At 37.8% G+C, this 17,079-nt stretch carries 20 protein-coding genes and 2 tRNA genes; 11 read left to right on the forward strand and 11 right to left on the reverse strand.

Annotated elements, in window-relative coordinates; translation table 11 throughout:
- Nucleotides 1-115: 115 nt before the first annotated feature.
- From PN471_RS00115 to PN471_RS00125, 3 genes are read right to left on the reverse strand one after another with little or no spacing between them, the layout of a single operon-like run.
- Complete coding sequence (locus PN471_RS00115; protein WP_271775162.1) at nt 116-919, reverse strand: inositol monophosphatase family protein; 804 nt, start codon at nt 917-919, stop codon at nt 116-118.
- A gap of 54 nt (nt 920-973) precedes the next feature.
- On the reverse strand, nt 974-1,528 hold the full coding sequence (locus PN471_RS00120; protein ID WP_271775175.1) for a thermonuclease family protein: 555 nt from the start codon (nt 1,526-1,528) through the stop codon (nt 974-976).
- A gap of 40 nt (nt 1,529-1,568) precedes the next feature.
- The gene (locus PN471_RS00125; RefSeq protein WP_193898808.1) at nt 1,569-1,937 is read right to left on the reverse strand and encodes a 2Fe-2S iron-sulfur cluster-binding protein; all 369 of its coding nucleotides are present in this window, start codon (nt 1,935-1,937) and stop codon (nt 1,569-1,571) included.
- A gap of 183 nt (nt 1,938-2,120) precedes the next feature.
- On the opposite strand from PN471_RS00125, the gene PN471_RS00130 reads away from it, so the two are divergent.
- The 4 genes from PN471_RS00130 (at nt 2,121) to PN471_RS00145 (ending at nt 5,150) form a co-directional block, all read left to right on the forward strand.
- Nucleotides 2,121-2,207, forward strand: a tRNA-Ser gene (locus PN471_RS00130).
- Nucleotides 2,208-2,508: 301 nt separating this feature from the next.
- A complete protein-coding gene (locus PN471_RS00135) occupies nt 2,509-3,219 on the forward strand; it encodes a LabA-like NYN domain-containing protein (protein ID WP_193898805.1) in 711 nt (236 codons plus the stop codon).
- 909 nt (nt 3,220-4,128) lie between these two features.
- Nucleotides 4,129-4,452 (forward strand): hypothetical protein, encoded by a 324-nt coding sequence (locus PN471_RS00140; protein WP_193898803.1) that lies wholly within the window; start codon nt 4,129-4,131, stop codon nt 4,450-4,452.
- Between the two features lie 194 nt (nt 4,453-4,646).
- Nucleotides 4,647-5,150: a fatty acid hydroxylase gene (locus tag PN471_RS00145; protein ID WP_271775163.1), complete on the forward strand. Its 504-nt coding sequence runs from the start codon at nt 4,647-4,649 to the stop codon at nt 5,148-5,150.
- A 266-nt stretch (nt 5,151-5,416) separates the two neighbouring features.
- Here PN471_RS00145 and PN471_RS00150 read toward each other — a convergent pair.
- A tRNA-His gene (locus PN471_RS00150) sits at nt 5,417-5,489 on the reverse strand.
- Between the two features lie 124 nt (nt 5,490-5,613).
- Here PN471_RS00150 and PN471_RS00155 point away from each other — a divergent pair.
- The 5 genes from PN471_RS00155 (at nt 5,614) to PN471_RS00175 (ending at nt 8,789) form a co-directional block, all read left to right on the forward strand.
- Nucleotides 5,614-5,994 carry a DUF4359 domain-containing protein gene (locus PN471_RS00155; RefSeq protein ID WP_271775164.1) on the forward strand — a complete coding sequence of 127 codons (381 nt, stop codon included), beginning with the start codon at nt 5,614-5,616 and terminating at the stop codon, nt 5,992-5,994.
- A gap of 58 nt (nt 5,995-6,052) precedes the next feature.
- Nucleotides 6,053-6,460: a hypothetical protein gene (locus PN471_RS00160; protein WP_271775165.1), complete on the forward strand. Its 408-nt coding sequence runs from the start codon at nt 6,053-6,055 to the stop codon at nt 6,458-6,460.
- Complete coding sequence (gene rsmA / locus PN471_RS00165; protein ID WP_271775166.1) at nt 6,457-7,314, forward strand: 16S rRNA (adenine(1518)-N(6)/adenine(1519)-N(6))-dimethyltransferase RsmA; 858 nt, start codon at nt 6,457-6,459, stop codon at nt 7,312-7,314. The genes PN471_RS00160 and rsmA overlap by 4 nt, the downstream gene beginning before the upstream one ends.
- Nucleotides 7,315-7,361: 47 nt before the next feature.
- Nucleotides 7,362-8,309 (forward strand): 4-(cytidine 5'-diphospho)-2-C-methyl-D-erythritol kinase, encoded by a 948-nt coding sequence (ispE, locus tag PN471_RS00170; protein WP_271775167.1) that lies wholly within the window; start codon nt 7,362-7,364, stop codon nt 8,307-8,309.
- Between the two features lie 156 nt (nt 8,310-8,465).
- The gene (locus PN471_RS00175) at nt 8,466-8,789 is read left to right on the forward strand and encodes a DUF3082 domain-containing protein (RefSeq protein ID WP_271775168.1); all 324 of its coding nucleotides are present in this window, start codon (nt 8,466-8,468) and stop codon (nt 8,787-8,789) included.
- Between the two features lie 245 nt (nt 8,790-9,034).
- On the opposite strand, the gene PN471_RS00180 is transcribed toward PN471_RS00175, so the two are convergent.
- Entirely contained in the window at nt 9,035-9,907 is an 873-nt protein-coding gene (locus tag PN471_RS00180) for a response regulator transcription factor (RefSeq protein WP_271775169.1), read from the reverse strand.
- A 1,274-nt stretch (nt 9,908-11,181) separates the two neighbouring features.
- Here PN471_RS00180 and PN471_RS00185 point away from each other — a divergent pair.
- Together PN471_RS00185 and PN471_RS00190 are read left to right on the forward strand one after the other, a co-directional pair.
- A complete protein-coding gene (locus tag PN471_RS00185; protein WP_027403825.1) occupies nt 11,182-11,403 on the forward strand; it encodes a HetP family heterocyst commitment protein in 222 nt (73 codons plus the stop codon).
- 106 nt (nt 11,404-11,509) lie between these two features.
- On the forward strand, nt 11,510-12,421 hold the full coding sequence (locus tag PN471_RS00190) for an indole-3-glycerol phosphate synthase TrpC (protein ID WP_271775176.1): 912 nt from the start codon (nt 11,510-11,512) through the stop codon (nt 12,419-12,421).
- 21 nt (nt 12,422-12,442) lie between these two features.
- On the opposite strand, the gene rfbB is transcribed toward PN471_RS00190, so the two are convergent.
- The 6 genes from rfbB to PN471_RS00220 form a co-directional block, all read right to left on the reverse strand.
- The gene (gene rfbB / locus PN471_RS00195) at nt 12,443-13,465 is read right to left on the reverse strand and encodes a dTDP-glucose 4,6-dehydratase (RefSeq protein WP_271775170.1); all 1,023 of its coding nucleotides are present in this window, start codon (nt 13,463-13,465) and stop codon (nt 12,443-12,445) included.
- Nucleotides 13,466-13,473: 8 nt separating this feature from the next.
- Entirely contained in the window at nt 13,474-14,481 is a 1,008-nt protein-coding gene (locus PN471_RS00200; protein WP_271775171.1) for a glycosyltransferase, read from the reverse strand.
- Nucleotides 14,482-14,568: 87 nt separating this feature from the next.
- Nucleotides 14,569-15,207: a DUF6391 domain-containing protein gene (locus PN471_RS00205; protein ID WP_271775172.1), complete on the reverse strand. Its 639-nt coding sequence runs from the start codon at nt 15,205-15,207 to the stop codon at nt 14,569-14,571.
- A gap of 103 nt (nt 15,208-15,310) precedes the next feature.
- Entirely contained in the window at nt 15,311-15,829 is a 519-nt protein-coding gene (locus tag PN471_RS00210; protein ID WP_271775173.1) for an FKBP-type peptidyl-prolyl cis-trans isomerase, read from the reverse strand.
- Between the two features lie 79 nt (nt 15,830-15,908).
- Nucleotides 15,909-16,232, reverse strand: a complete 324-nt coding sequence (locus tag PN471_RS00215; protein ID WP_027403831.1) for a phasin family protein — start codon at nt 16,230-16,232, stop codon at nt 15,909-15,911.
- A 124-nt stretch (nt 16,233-16,356) separates the two neighbouring features.
- On the reverse strand, nt 16,357-16,911 hold the full coding sequence (locus tag PN471_RS00220; RefSeq protein ID WP_271775174.1) for a methylmalonic aciduria and homocystinuria type D protein: 555 nt from the start codon (nt 16,909-16,911) through the stop codon (nt 16,357-16,359).
- Between the last annotated feature and the right edge of the window lie 168 nt (nt 16,912-17,079).

Consider the following 17,079-nt stretch of genomic DNA (forward strand, 5'->3'; position numbering starts at 1 on the left):
GCCCATTGCCCATTGCCCATTGCCTATTGCCTATTGCCTCTTGCCTATTGCCTATTGCCTCTTGCCTATTGCCTTGCCATAACGACAATTTTTAACGCCAACCTACTGAGAAAACCTATGTCCAACTAGATAAAGGGGGAACTTGCATCAATTCCTGACTGAGTTGTTTGTGAATATGACCGTTAGTAGCCAGAATTCTCCCCGAATCAATGTTTATCGGAGTTCCATCATAAGCAGTGACATTTCCTCCCGCTTCCTGAACCAATATGATCCCAGCTACAACATCCCAAGGCGCAATTCCCCTTTCCCAATAACCATCAACTCTCCCACAGGCTACATAAGCTAAATCCAAGGCTGCTGCACCATCACGTCTGACACCTTGAGTAAGATGGGTAAGATGACAAAACTCTGCATAATTGTTGTCAGCAGTTTCCCGGCGATCATAAGCAAATCCACTCACTAACAAGCTTTTACCTAATTCCGCTGTTTGGGAAACCTGAATAGGGCGACGGTTACGAGTTGCACCTAAGCCAGCAGCAGCCCGAAATAATTCATCACGAAAAGGGTCATAAATTACCCCTACCTTGGGGACACCATGAATCAGCAAGCCAATGGAGACAGCGAAACAGGGGTATTGATGGGCGTAATTAGTTGTACCATCGAGGGGGTCAATAGCCCAGAGAAATTCATTGTCTTGATTTCCCAGTTTTCCCGACTCTTCAGCGAGGATGGAATGCTGGGGAAAATGACGAAGCAATACTTCTAAAATTACCTGTTCAGAAGCTTTATCCGCAGCGGTAACTAAATCACCAGGACGGCCTTTTTCGGTGATTACGTTTTCTAATTTACCTAAATAATCTTGTAAAACTACACCTGCGGCTAAGGCTGCTTCTGTAGCAATATCTAGAAAAATTTGCATATTTGTTAGTTGTCAGTGGTCAGTTGTCCGTTGTTGGTTGTTATACTCTTACATTTAACGAGAGAGACGGCGGAATTCTCCAGGAGTTATCCGCATGGGTTTATCGGGATTCCAGATGCCTTTGCCCATGATTCTCGCCCATTGTTGAGCGTGTTCTAGTCGTTGGTCGTATTTACGATTAGGCGATCGCGCTACAAATAAAGCATATCCTTGTTTGACAACTTCTTCATTTAACAACAGTTTATCTTTCCATACATAAGCCAAGGTTCGGTTAAATTTATCCTTAGCTTCTAAGTCAAATTCCAGATTCACAGCCTGATTTGCACCCCCAATTAAACTTTCCACAAATTGTTTAGCATCCTCACCCCAAGGGATTTGACGGATATCAGGTGCATCTAAACCAATTAACCTGACCTGAGAAATTAAATTTGGTTGTGACTCCATTCCCAAAACTTCTAAACTTTGTCCACTCACAACCCGTGCTACCTTAACACTAGCGGGAGTTATTGAAGACTTGTTTGGGCTTTGACAACCCACCAAAAGTAACAAACTAGTTAATATAATTATTTTTGGCGCAAAAATGCGAAGATGGAATATTACAGCAGCCATCCTCGCCATCAAATCCATTAACCTAAACACACAAAAAATTTTAATCCTCATCTAAGGGTAAACCCGCTTTAACTTTGCCCTTACCAAAAAACCGCCCAAACTGAAGTTCATAAACCTCATCTTCATCTTGTGTTTCCACTTCCAAATCAGAACGAGCGTAACTTACACATAATAAAGCGTAACCTTGACGGCGTAAATCTGGAGACAGACCAATGGCTTCCGGTTGGTGAATTTCTCCTGATATAACTCTGACAGCGCAAGTCGTACAAGCCCCATTCCGACAAGAAAAGGGGAGTTCCGTCCCGTTATGTTCAGCCGTGTGTAAAATATAACGGTCTTCAGGAACTTCCAGAGTATGTGATGTCCCAGCTTGGCGATTGTAAACTTTAATTTTGTGGGTTTGAACCATGTTGATTTTCAGATTTGCGGATTTGGAGTTTCACACTTCATTATAAGAAAATTGGTCTAAAACTCCGCGCTTTCAGGTCAGGAAGTGGTGATAGCGCGGCGTAGTCCTAGCCATAAGAAATCTTTTTCCTAAAAAGGTTGCCTTTTTTGAAATTCTGTTGTACTATAGCAAAGCGAGACAACTGGAGAGATGGCCGAGTGGTTGAAGGCGCAGACCTGGAAAGTCTGTTATGCAGAAATGTATACGAGGGTTCGAATCCCTCTCTCTCCATTCCCCAATAATAATTAAGTTTGATTTAACAATCCTTGCTTATAGGCGCACAGAATAGATTTTGCCGACAAAACTTAAAGAGAATTTTTGGATATAAATAGTGAGTTTCGCCTAAAGGTGTGCATATTGTGTAAAGTATATGCAGGCAGACGGGAAAATATCATATTCACCTAGAAGAAATTGGCTAAAATCTACCTGATAGGTATTAATTCAACCAAGGCAGGATTAAGAAATTAGTTAGAATTTAGCTATTGTTAATTTACCTACAACAACATCCCCACTTTAATATTTAGAGGTATCAATGCAGTTTGACAATTTTAGCAAAAAAACAAACGAATATAAAGAACTTAAAGAAAAACCTCATTGGCAAGGTCCTGCAAGCAAAGGTAATATTAAGCCTAAAGAACCTAATCCAGCTAATAATATTGGCTTTAATGAGGATGACAATCGTGGTCGGGTAGCAATTTTTATTGATGGATTAAATCTATTTCATGCCGCATTACAACTGGGAATTGAAATTGATTACGTCAAATTGCTTTGTCGTCTAACAAAAACTTCTCGATTACTACGTGCCTTCTTTTACACAGGAATGGATAGTGGCAACGAAAAACAACAGGGATTTCTTTTATGGATGCGTCGTAACGGCTATCGTGTAGTTACCAAAGATATGAGTGTAGTTGTAGATAATTACAAAAAACCTAATCTGAATGTGGAAATTGCCGTTGATATGATTACTTTAGCACCCTATTATGATACCGCTGTCTTAGTCAGTGGAGATGGAGATTTATCCTATGCTGTTCATGCAGTTAGTAATGTAGGTGCTAGAGTGGAGGTAATTGGTTTGCAAACAACTACCAGTGATAGTGAAGCTCGGTCTAGAAGTCATCTTATTGATGTGGCTGACGAATTTATAGATTTTGACAGTATTAAACAACACATTCAAAAAGATGCTGCTATCGGTTATAGTTATCGGACTTCTGCAAATTACCATCTTCCAATTCCCAACATATAAATTTTTCTCACTTTGATGCCGACTATACCAATCACTAAGGTGCTGATAACATGAGCAGAAGTAATTAGTCGTTATTTGATAAATATCAACACTTTACAAATCAATGATTTTCGGAATATTCAATGTTGACACCATCAAAAATTAAGCACTTTATTGCAGTTCTACATGATTCTTCTTTCTGACTCCTGACTCCCCACATACTAAGTAGGTGAAGACAATAAAATCAATCTGTGTAAAGAAAAGTAAAATCGCCCAAACCCTCTTCACTCTTGCCTCTTGCATGATTGCCTCTTACCTTGCCATAACGACGATTTTCAATGCTAAGGAACGCAAATTTAATAACCTGCAATTCTGATGTAACCTGGAATGGTGCGTTACGCTGTCGCTTTAAGCGAAGCCATGCCCGCAAGGGCTTTACACACCCTACTTTTGCACCTTATTTAATTCACATTCCTAACCTACCTATGCCAACTTCAAATTATACTAAGAACGGGTCGCAGCCTTAGGATGAAAATCGCTAAGAATATTGATATGCAAGGATCTTTGCCTAGTCAAAAGTCTAGCAATTATGTGTCTTCAGTATGTTTAAGTTTAATCGTATTAAATGCTGCATTTTATTTGGCACTTTTTTCATATCTATGCTATACCAGTGTGGGAATAGCTAATTAATATTAATAAATATACAGCATATTACAGATTAATGAGGTACAGGATCTAAATTCAAAGCCGGACAGCAAGCCAGTTTTACTCCTGACTCAGTAACTCTTAAATTCCGCTGTAGTTACCATACTCCAAAATTCAGCCTTGAATCAAGTATGATTACTTATTAATTTATTTTTAGCATTCACTTAAAATGTATCTGAAATAGATATTTCTTTGAGAAATTATATCATTGAAGGAGTAGATGTAGTGAATCAAATCCAGTCAACTTTAGTTATTAGCTATGTCTTAATGACTGGCTATTTTCTTACCAATTGGTTAACCTTTTCTCTCCGTAACCCTACATCTTCTCCAGAAGATAAATTTTTATCTTTTGTCATGGTCATTATTACCACTATCTTATGGCCTGTAGTTATCGTTATCTCTTGCTTAGAAATTTTAAAAAAAGGCAAGTTAGAAGTTACTACGGTAGTTCCTGTACTTTTTGCAATATTCGCGTTTAGTATTTCCTACTATTTGAGTTCCTTTCATGAACATTGGTTGTGTTATTACGATCTATTTTGCCATATTTAAATTCCTATCAGCAGCGGGTTTAAATTTGGCTTGGCAATTTTTTCAACAAATCCTCAATATGCAACTTAACCTAAATTTGTACGTATATTAACTCAATCTTTACTCATGGGGAATGTCTTAGTTAGAAAATTGTGATGGTCAAATAAACAACACACAGTATATCTATCGGTTTATAGATGTATACAGGATTCCAAATGCTTGAAGCTATCGCTGTTGCTTGGTTGTTACTGATTCTTGGCGATTTTCTTTCTACCTTCTTCTATCACGTCCCTGAACATGTTTTTGGTAGCCTTCACTTGACAACTCACCACTCCTGGAAAAAGAGTTTTCGTCACTATGCAATTCTCACATTTAATCCCCAGGTGCTTTTAGATGGAATTTTGGGTGCATTACCTTATCTACTGGTAGCAATTTGGTTATGGAATTTGTCTCCTATTGGCGTAATTTGCGGTTTATTGTTTGGTCAGTTTCATGTATGGTGGAGACACGTCATAGCCTTAGGGTGGCAAACATCTCAACCCGTGACTGTTTTGTGTAAATTTCTATTTATTACTACGCCGGAACAGCATTGGTTACACCATCAAAAAACTAACTTTGGTTTTGGCGATATTTTCACGTTTTTTGACCAACCAGCGAAAATTTGGATGCGCTGGTTACGGCTACAAAGAATCCACTGGCGTTTACAAGTTAAAAGCTGACTGGAGTGAGAATATTTTTCAGGAAAAATTCTCAACATACTAGTACAACACGGCGTAAATAAACCAACCATTCTAAATCGTTAAAAAGCCTATACTGTCTTCGTTTTGACTTTTGACTTTTGACTTTTGACTTCCGCCCTGCGGTACTAGTCATTAACTCTAGAAAATTGATTCATTAATACTATGGGCAATCCTGCTGTGGTTGCCCCCATGGTATTTTTAGTACCAATATTAGTAAGTGGAAGCATTAGTACATACTATAGGAGGGCGAACGACGGGATTCGAACCCGCGGATGGTGGTACCACAAACCACTGCCTTAACCACTTGGCTACGCTCGCCATTTAATTTGCTTCTATAAGTTTAGCATGACCTGAGAAAAATGATCAAGTTTTTTTGCCAGAAATTAGATACTTTTCTTGGTAGTCTTTAAAAGATTAACCACTACACCAGGTCAGGCTAGAAATGAAACCTTTAACTATGATAATATGCGTAGGAGCGGTGGGCGTTACTGTTCTAGGGGTAATTATGGCGAAAACTAACCCTAATCAGGAGGAGTATGAAAAGTATGCAGTCCAAAAGCTGACAACATACTTGGAAACTGATGTATGTAAAAAAACACCAAGCTTTTTGGAAAAGTTAATTAAAGTTAATTGTGAACAGTTGCTTAATTCTGCTACGCCACATATTAAGGAACTGATTACTACTACTACTAACCGACAAGATTATATAATCTTTAGTATTTACCGGACGCAAATCAAACTGGATGCTTGGATAGCAGGGTACAAATTGGAAACGGTGGGGGCATTAAATCAATTTTATACTTATAATGCTGAGGAAAAATAAATCGGCGGAGGTCAAATGAAGACTTAATATACAAGTAGTTCTGAAAAATAACTACTATGTGATGAGTTTTTGTACTAACTGTTTGTACCCGCAAAATCCTGATGATGCGCAATTTTGTCTTAAGTGTGGTAAGTTAATTTTACTTAAAGAGCGCTATCTTCCCCTTTATCCTCTAGGTAAGGGTGGCTTTGGGATGTTAACGGGGATTTCGCCTTTTGATTTATATGATGATACAAGCGCTGGATTGTGGGTACTGATTTGGGCGTTCTACTTACTACTCTTAGAACCAAATTACCAATTATTAGTTCCTGATTTCTTTTTTCCAGAAATTGGCCATATTTTATGGAAGCGGGTACGTCGAGGAGAAATGAATTTAGATGATGCTCAAAATGATTTAGAATTACTTTTGGGATTGCCTTTACAAATTTGTTTATCCCCTCGTTTAATTTTAATGGCAACAAAATGATTCAACCCCGTAAACAGTTTGCTCAACATTGGTTAAAAAGTGATAAAGCTCTGAACGCAATTGTCCAAGCGGCTAATTGTCACGAAACTGATAAAGTTTTAGAAATTGGTCCGGGTACAGGAATTCTCACTCGTCGGTTATTACCGCTGGTGAAATCTCTATTAGCCGTAGAAATTGACCGAGATTTGTGTAAGTTACTGGCTAAACAGTTGGGGGAAAAAGAAAATTTTCTCTTGCTACAGGGAGATTTTCTCACCCTTGATTTACCATCGCAATTAACAACATTTACTAATTTTCAGAAGCAGAATAAAGTTGTTGCTAACATTCCTTATAATATTACTGGTCCAATTATTGAAAAGTTACTGGGGACGATTTCTCATCCTAATCCAAAGCCTTTTGATACGATTGTTTTGTTAATACAGAAAGAAGTAGCTGAAAGATTATATGCTAAACCCGGTTCGAGAACTTTTGGGGCGTTGTCGGTGCGGGTGCAATATTTGGCAGATTGTGAGTTAATTTGTACAGTTCCTGCGGCGGCATTTGTGCCTCCACCCAAGGTAGATTCGGCTGTGGTGCGGTTGAGTCCTAAACAGATAGAAATTCCGGCTCATGACCCCAAAAAGTTAGAAACTCTGGTGAAATTGGGATTTGGGTCAAAGCGAAAAATGTTAAGAAATAATTTACAATCAGTAATTGAACGAGACAACTTGACTCAATTACTGGAACAATTAGGAATAAATCCTCAAGTTCGGGCTGAAGACCTCGGTGTTGCCCAATGGGTATCACTGGTAAATACTATAGCAGCAGTCGGGAGTCAGGAGTCACCGAGTCAGGAGGAAGAAATTGAAGAATAGAGAATGAAATTTATTCCCTATTCCCTATTCCCTATTCCCTATTCCCTATGCGTTCTTACAGTTTAATTGCACCTGCTAAAATCAATTTGTATTTGGAAATTATCGGCAGTCGTCCTGACGGCTATCATGAATTAGCAATGATACTCCAAAGTATAGATTTATCCGATCAAATTGATATCCATGCGTCTAGCACTGAAAATATTCGCGTTTATTGTGATCATCCCCAAGTACCTATAGATCAAAGTAATTTAGTTTATAAAGCGGCGGCATTAATGGCTAGGGAGTTTCCCAAAGCTTTTAGTAATTTTGGTGGTGTGGATATTACTATCAAAAAACATATTCCTGTGGCCGCTGGTTTAGCGGGAGGTTCTAGTAATGCGGCAGCAGTGTTAGTAGGAATGGATTTACTTTGGAATTTGGGATTAACTCAATCAGAATTAGAAGAATTGGGTGCTGGTTTGGGTTCAGATGTGCCATTTTGTATTGGCGGAGGAACGGCAATTGCGACGGGTAGAGGTGAACAACTTTCTCCTTTGCAAAGTTTGGATAATTTACATATAGTCTTGGCTAAATATCGCAGTTTGGAAGTTTCTACACCTTGGGCATATAAAACCTATCGGCAACAATTTGGAGTTAATTATATTCAAGATTGGGAAGGTTTGGCGGCTCGTGCTAGTGCTTTTCATTCAGAAGATATGGTGAAAGCTATCTTGAATAAGAATACAGAAAACATTGCCCAAAAACTACATAATGATTTGGAGAAGGTTGTTTTACCAGCTTATCCTCAAGTATGGCAACTGCGGGAATTATTCGCTAGTCAACCGGGGGTTTTAGGAACAATGATGTCGGGTTCTGGTCCTTCTGTGTTTGCTATTGTCGAGTCTCCAAATCAAGGAGAAATGGTTAAGCAGGGGATACGTGAGGCGATTCCTGATGAGGATTTGGAATTGTTTGTGACCCATACCATTAAACATGGAATTAAAATTGCCCAATAAAATAGCCTAAAAATTGCCTAAGTAGGTGAACACAATAAAACCAAACTGTGTCAAGAAACGTAAAATTGCGGAAAATTTCTTTACTCTTACCTGTTGCCTCTTGCCTTGCTATAACGACAATTTTCAACGCCAACCTACTTAATTTATTACTTTGCTATGAATCAACCGCCAGAAACGCCTTCAGTAGATAGTTCTAATCAAGTCCAAGCAACTCCTTTACGCTGTATAACTGGGTCTGTAATATCGGGAGGATTTGCATTTGCTACTTATTCTTTAATGATAGCGATCGCCACTACTTTTGCCAATAAACCCACCCATTCTGATAACCAAACTGTGATCAACATTGCTTCTGCCGTGCGTACCCTAGTTGTAGGTATAGTAGCCTTGGGAGCGGGAATATTTGGGTTAGTTGCATTAGGTTTATTCGCTTTATCAATTCAACTTTTGATCCAGCAATTAAGCAATTCTAAAAGTAGTTAGTTTTATCTAAGTAGGTGGACATTAAAAATTGTCGTTATGACAAGGGAACAGGGGTGATTTTTTCTGAGTTTTAATTGGGCGCAAGCCCTGCGCCCCTACTCCTGACTTAACGTGAGTTCGACATAACGATAATTTGTGGAAAACTCACCCCACGTAGGAGTCTCAAGCCCTTATTCTCTCGTTGAAAAAATCATAACTCCGTTCGCGCAGCGTCTCCGAAGGAGAAACTCCGAACTCACGTTGACTTAATTCCTCCCTGCGGGTACAGAGTTGACTAATCCTGAGCGATTTTGCCTAAATTGCAACTTAGTCTTTGTTGAATCTGGATTTAACTGATGTTTTTTCCGCCAATTTGCGGGAGATAAACCATAATGTTGGCGAAACTGTCGAGAAAAATGAGGAGCATTTTGATAGCCTATTTTCACAGCAATTTCCTCAATTGTCTGGTTAGTATTTTCCAATAAAGACAGGGCTGCTACCATGCGCCGTTTCACAATCCAAACATTTATTGGCTTTCCTGTTTGTTTACCAACTTGGTTAGTTAAATATGCAGAAGAATAACCTACAGCTTCGGCGACATCAGATGAAGTAATTCCCTCTTGATAGTTAGCTTCAATATAATCGAAAATTCTTTTCAAATGGGGAATATCTGGAAAAATTGACGAAGAATTTGCTGATGTATTAGGTAATTCTGTTGATGTTAATTGGTTGAGGTTTGTTGCATACCAATATCTAAAAATATCTTGTTTTTGTAATCTAATATTAATGGCTCGCAATAACTCATCCGTTGTTACAGGTTTAGTTAAATAATCATCTGCTCCTAATTCCATTGCTTTTCGCAAAGATGCCTTGGTATTAATAGCAGTCAAAAAAATAAAAGGAGTAATTGCTGTTAATAAATCTTCCCGTAGATGACTTAATATGCTATAACCATCCATGTCTGGCATTAGTAGGTCACAAATTACCAAATCAGGTAAATATTTCCTGGTTAATTGCAGTCCAGTTATACCATTTTCTGCACCTATAGCATTATAGCCTTGAGAGTGAAGATAGTCTAAAATAAAATCGCGGTTGACAAGATTATTATCAATAACGATAATCTTTTTTGTTTCGTACATAATTATTCCAATCACTAGATTTTGTTATTTTTAGCTATTAATTAACTTTGCACTGATTTACGGACAAATTTGGATATAACCCAGGGGAAAAGGAAACACATAATTAGAGTAAAGAGTTAATAAAATCTTGCTCATTGCTATTTGCTCAATGGGCAATTCATCTGTAGCGGCTTCATATTTAGGACTGGCTGAATAAGATTAGGAAGAATAACAGATAAGGGTTTCAGATTTTTTGATTGTCAAAAAGTGCAAGGTTTTGGCTGGTGGAGTCTCAAAATAGGTGCATTTTTCCTGGTCGAATTTGGAAAGTTGAGGATATCCAAATAGCTGAAAATGTTCCCAGTTAAGAATTACCTGGCTTCACAGACAAATTTTATAGCTTACGCCACGCCATCAGCAAACCTTATTCAAGTTTGAATAAATCTGATTTTATCAATAAAAAGTAAATAGTTTCAACTTAGTTGCATGAAAAAAGTAACGGTTGTTTTTATTACTTTTCACTTGAGTCACCCTGAAAATTGAGCTTACCAACATAGGATTGACACATTGTCAGTTAATATCCATATAAACTTTGGCATGATGAGATTTGATAAATAGGTAAATTGTGAGTTATTTACCTGATTTCACTAAATTTAGTCTCTTTTGCATTCAACTATGAAAGAAGATACAAGGTCATCTATCTTCAGGCATATCTTTTTACATCAAATTAGCTGCTAATAATTTAACATCCTCCCCAGGATAGATAAATGACTGATTGAATTTATATATAACTGGGGCTTATAGCGTGGGGTAAGCCATAAAAGTTGCCAGTGAGGGCTATCAGCAGCCACTCAGCGCACTTGAGGGGGAGTTAGAAGTTTGATGGTATTCAGACTTAATTCTCTGCAACTGATTTATATAGGTTTTAGGTTGATTTAGCAAGTCCTAACTATCAGCAAGAATCCCTAAACGGCAAAATCAGGAAATCTGGAACAGATAAAAGTTAAGAAGGAACATAAGTAGGTTAGCATGAAACAATTTTTAATTTGATTAAACAAAAAAATTAACCTAGAAAACCAAAAAATACTATATAATTATTGCTTGCTAAATTTACACTTATAAATTCACTATTTTGACAGTTAATTAGAGGTAAAAAAATAAGAGCGAAAAATTTATCAAGTTAATCAAAAAATAATTCATGTATTGAGAGGATAACTTTAGGTAGTCTTAAAAAAGAGACATGAAAAATTCTCAAACCCATGAAATGATTCGTATTTTCAACAGGAGTGCATGTTATGAGTCAAAATTTTAGCGATTATCATTCGTCTGTTAACAAAAAAATTAAGACCGAACAAATAGAACAAATAATCAAAGCAATTATCGCGGGCAAATATTCTTGGGCTTGTGTTCTAGTTTTGCAATTTGCTGGTTATAATCCTATGGACTATATACCCTATCGTACTTATATCAGATTACTTAAAACTAACTGCTTACTTGGTAATTCTCAGCAAAATTAACTATCTGTGAGAAAAGTTGACAGATTCGATGGAAAATTAAAGTAGTTGCGTTTTTAAATCTGAGTTTGTGGAAATTTTTTCTGAAAAACAAAAAGGTAAGGTGAAGATTCATCAACAAAAATATGATTATTATGCAGAATTTATGAGCTACCAAACCACAATTTATCATCATCAAATGCAAACAATTATTAAAGAAATTGTGTGGCAGAAAAAACTAGAAGTTGCACAAATGCAACAAGATATGTCCTGGGCTTCCTTGCAACGTCAATTAAGTGCTGCTCCTACTGTGCGGGACTTTTTTACGGCTTTGCAGTTGAGTATTTATAAACCTAGTTTAATTGCAGAAGTGAAAAAAGCATCACTTTATCATAGTGTAATTAGACCAGATTTTGACCCAGTTACTATTGCTCAAGCCTATAAACGAGGAGGAGCATCTTGTGTATCTGTTTTTACCGATCAAAAGTTTTTTCATGGTGGTTTTGATCATCTCCGTGCTATCAGATATCGGGTAGGAATACCTCTACTTTGCAAAGATTTTATCATTGATCCTTGCCAAATTTATTTAGCCCGTTCGGCTGGTGCAGATGCAATATCATTAATTGCTGCGATTCTGACAGATAAGCAATTACAAAACTTTTTACGAGTGATTCATTACTTAGGGATGAATGCTGTCATCCAAGTTCATAACTTAAATGATTTGGATAGAGTTCTGGCCTTAGAAGATGTGAGGATAGTTTCCATTAATAACCAGAGTTTAGGTGATTTTAGCATTAATATTAACACCACTCAGGAATTATTGGCAGTTAGGCGATCGCAACTTCAAAATCTGGGAATTTTAGTCATTAGTGAATCAGGGATAGAAACCCCCGATGATTTATCGTTTGTGGCTGAATGTGGTGTACAAACAGTAATCATCGGAGAATCTTTGCTCAAAGAAAATGATTTAGAACTAGCTGTCAGAAATTTACTCCAATCTAAATTTCCCATTCATTATGCAGAGGGATTAAAGATTGGGTAGTAATTGATAATTACGGATTGATTATAGTAAGGGTTTCCACCAATCACTATTACCGAGATACCATTCTATAGTGAAACGTAAACCTTCAGTGATTGTTACAGATGGAGTCCAACCAAATTCTGTTTTTAGCTTATTGGCATTAATGGCATATCTTCGATCATGTCCAGGTCTATCCTTCACAAAAGTAATTAATTTTTCCGCTGGATATACTGGTAAATCTGGTGCTAATTCATTCATAATTGCACATAAAGTTTGTACCAGACTGATATTTTCAACCTCGTTATTGCCACCAATGTTGTAATTTTCTCCGGGTTTTCCTTGATGGATTACCACATCTAACGCCCGACAGTGATCAACTACATATAACCAGTCGCGGACATTTTTGCCATCACCATAAACAGGTAATTCTTTACCAGTTAAAATATTAATACACATCAAAGGAATTAGCTTTTCAGGAAATTGAAAAGCACCATAATTATTAGAGCAATTAGTGATAATTGTCGGTAGTTTATAAGTATGATAATAAGCCCGAACTAGATGGTCACTTCCAGCCTTGGAAGCGGAATAAGGACTATTGGGACTATAGGCTGTAGTTTCTGAGAATGCGGGTTCATCTGGGGTGAGACTACCATAAACTTCATCGGTAGAAACGTGAAGAAATCGGTAATTACTAGGTTGGTTTTTTGCTTGCCAATATTGACGGAAAGCTTCTAATAAAGTAAAAGTTCCGACTACGTTAGTTTGGACAAATGCAGCGGGTCCGGTGATGGAACGATCAACGTGAGATTCGGCGGCAAAATGAGCTATGGTATTTATATTTTCCTCTAAAAGTAGTTTATCAACTAAAGAGCGATCGCTTATGTCTCCCTGCACAAATCGGAAATTCTCTTTGGCTTCAACAGAGGCTAAATTATGGCGATTTCCAGCGTAGGTCAGAGCATCCAGTACCACGATTCTATCATTTGGATAAGCCTGACACCAATGATGGACGAAATTCGCCCCAATAAACCCAGCACCCCCAGTCACCAATAATCGTCTATCCATGAGACTCCCTAATTACCCTGTAAATATTTCTTCTTGATTTTAGCAAAGATTCTCTGTGTAAATAATTGTGCTAACCGGATTTTTGTAAAATCGGGGATTTTAGTTACATAGTTATCTTTATGATCAAAGAAGTTATTTATTTCTGCTAAAATTACTCCTAAACGGTGAATAATATCCTCAGTTCTGTATTCTGCTAACACCGTTTCTGATAAAGTCAATGCTGATGATGCTTCTAAAACCTGCAAAATCTTGGCAACATCATATTCTAAAGCATAACCAGCGATTTTATAAGCATTAAAGCCCGGATCTAAATAATCCGATAATCCCCCATTGACACTAGAAAAGACTTGACAGCCACAAGCTAATGCTTCCATTGGTTGTAAGCCAAATCCTTCGCTAACTCCTTGTAATTTCCAATATTCTGCCGAATCATAAAGATAAACTTTAGTCCGATTAAATAAAGCTGGTAAATTTTCTACATAACTATCAATAACCAATACTTGACATTTTTTTTCTAAAGCCGGAATTAAGGTTTTAATTAAATATTCTGAAGATTTCCGGGTTTGCACTAAAACATCAATATCTCGATGTTGATGTAAATTAGTAAATTCATCACTAATTTGATTAGGTAAATAATAAATGAGAGAATTTGGGGCTTGTTGTCCCCAATAACCTAAAGTATTTCTACTTACTGTAATTATGGGAATACTAGCTGGTAAATTAATTTTATAACCTGCACTGTGAGCGTGATAAATTACATGATATTTTTGCAATTCAGTCGCTAGTTTACCAACATCGAATCCCCAACTAATTACAAAAATTATGTTATCTAAATCTAAGTTATTTCTTTGTAATAAATCATCTAAAAATAATTTATCTGATTCTCGCTGACGATAGGTAACTACTTCAGCATCACAAATTTGTTGAGCTAAAGCAACTGTTTTCAATTCTGCCCAAAGACCACCACAAGCAAATTTACCATTTGTTCCGGGAACTAAAAAATACAGTTTTCTCATCGTCCTAAATATCTAATTTTGAAGTTTATAAATCAGGGTGTGAGTGGTGAATGAATCAGGGCGCAGGCCCTGCGCCCCTACGGATTCCTAATTTTCCCAATATACTTTGATAAAATGACTTTCTTTGCCCCAAAAATCACGGGTGATGGTAATATTTTCAATAGCTAAATTAAAGGGGATAGAGGTGGTAAGATAACGCTGGGTGAGCATTCCTAAATCTGGTGCAATTTCCGCTGCGGCCGTGGCGGCTAAACCAAAACCGATTAGTTGTTCAATTGGTCGAAATGGGAGTAAAAAAGGAATTGTTACTGCTAGTCCTGCTGTTAATAACATGGCTACAGATACATTTGTGCCACAGCGGGGATGTACAGCTAAATCCCATTCTCCAGCGGTAAGACGATGTTTAGCTAATGTTACCGCCCGACGCAAATCATGAATATTCACATCACCATAGAGAAAAAATCCCTGTTCAGTAGACAAACCACCTAATAATTCATCATCTAATTGGATACTGGTGGTTGTTCCTGATGATAAAGAGGAATATTTATTTTCCCCTAGTAACCAGACGGTGGCGTGTTCTAGGGCGTGGACTTGACGTAACATGAGAATTTCTTTCAACCCAGGGATAAAAGATAACTGTTGAAGTAAATCAGCATCTTGATTGGGGTGAGGTGCAAGAAAGTCAAAGTTAAAGGAATACGATTCGCTCGAATAAGAAGTATTCATCTTTTTTCTTTTGAGAATTAATTTTCCTTGGTGATATTTTTTGACAATTGCAATAACTGAAAATTTCTGATTTTCCCAATAACCTCACCCCAATTCCCCATTACTATTGAGCGCTGATCAGTTCTACGTCAAAAATTAAAGTAGAGTTGGGAGGAATAACGCCACCAGCACCACGGGCACCATAACCTAATTCTGAGGGAATAATTAGTTGACGACGGCCACCTACTTTCATGGAGATTACTCCTTCGTCCCAACCTTTAATTACTTGTCCTGTGCCAATTTTAAACTTGAAGGTTTGATTGCGATCGCGCGAACTATCAAATTTAGTTCCATTTTCCAATGTCCCGGTGTAGTGAACCTCAACGATTTGTCCAGCTTGGGGAGTTGCGCCTGTTCCTTCTTGTAGTTCAATATATTTTAATCCAGAGGCGGTAGTAACAGCATTTGCTTCAGACATAGTATTGCTCTTTATTGGCGTATTGTTTTCTAGCGTGACAGTGGTGGTTGGTTGTGCTGGGGATGAATTACCAATCGCCGCATCTTTTTGACCGCTAATTTGGGTAAATACTAAAACGCCAACACATACCAGCATTAACACCACGCTGAGGAAAATTCCTTTCAAAATCAACCCTCTCTCTTTTAATTACCGATGATTCAGATGACTGACAGAACACAAATTAGTTTAAATCAGAAATGACCTTTTAGCGCCATAGCTTATTTTCTAAATCTCTGACTTGACGCTCTAAACGGTCTATTCTCCCCCGTAATTCGTCTACTTCTGACTGACGGGCGACTCCCAAATCCTGCATCATGTTTCGCATTTGTCGCTGCATTTGCTCGTCCCAGTTGCCTTGTTCTGACTGTAACTGATGGACAAGATCATCCATGACTGCCTTTGCTTGCTCAGGATTGAGTTTACCATCTTTTACCAGTTCATCACTCACTTCCTTGAGTTTGTCTGCAACTAAAGAAGTTGTGCCAATACCCAACATCATTAACTGTTGCAACCAATTGTTACTATCCATACTCCCATCCTCTGACTTGTTGCTAACTAAAAGCTTTGTAATTCTAGCCTACACATTTATTTTGTCAGTTGTCAGTTGTCATCAGTAAAATTCCTCTCCCCTGCCCCCTGCCCCCTCTGCTTCTCTACCCCTCTATCCATCCGTGCATGGGTGCGATCGCTTTCGTGACTGACTCAATTATTTCTGGAGGTGCTTCTGAAAGCATGACACTGGGATAAACAGCAGTTCCCCATTGAGGATGGACAAGGACATGGCATTTATTTTGAATGGCGGGATACTTGAGTAAGGCTTGTGCCACTGCTGTATCATCATGGGGAACTAAGCCAGAATGAGATAGTAATGGATAACCTGTACGGGGATCTATCAGGTCTGTTAAATATCCGCGATCGCGCAAATTAAATGCCACATCGCAACCAAAACGCATAAATTTTTCTCGCAGTTTCTCTTTTTCTTGTTCTGTTTCTATAGTCATTTCCTCTAAAGGATATTTTGATTGCTGCAAGACAACCACCACCCACAAAAACTGTTGCTGTTTCCAATCAGGTAATATCTGTTCGCAGTTGGCACAGATATATGGACTGGGAGTATGAATAGAAATCTCTACAGCTTGTCCTGTTTTGCCAACTAAATGAATCGGACAGCTAGGCTCAGAAATACAAACTTGGGAATAATACACCACATTAATTTGGTTTATGAAAGTTATTATTTTCTCTGTACAGGACAAAAAATAGAGAAAAAGCTTGCAAAGGAAACAGAGAAAGGGTTTCATAGAAAGTTACCACACAATCAAAGAAACCCCTATGAACCAGATTAACTTATTACGAGACACACTAAAACCACATTTGGA

Origin of the sequence: Aphanizomenon sp. CS-733/32, from assembly GCF_028330045.1 — a bacterium.
Taxonomy (GTDB): Bacteria; Cyanobacteriota; Cyanobacteriia; order Cyanobacteriales; family Nostocaceae; genus Dolichospermum; species Dolichospermum gracile.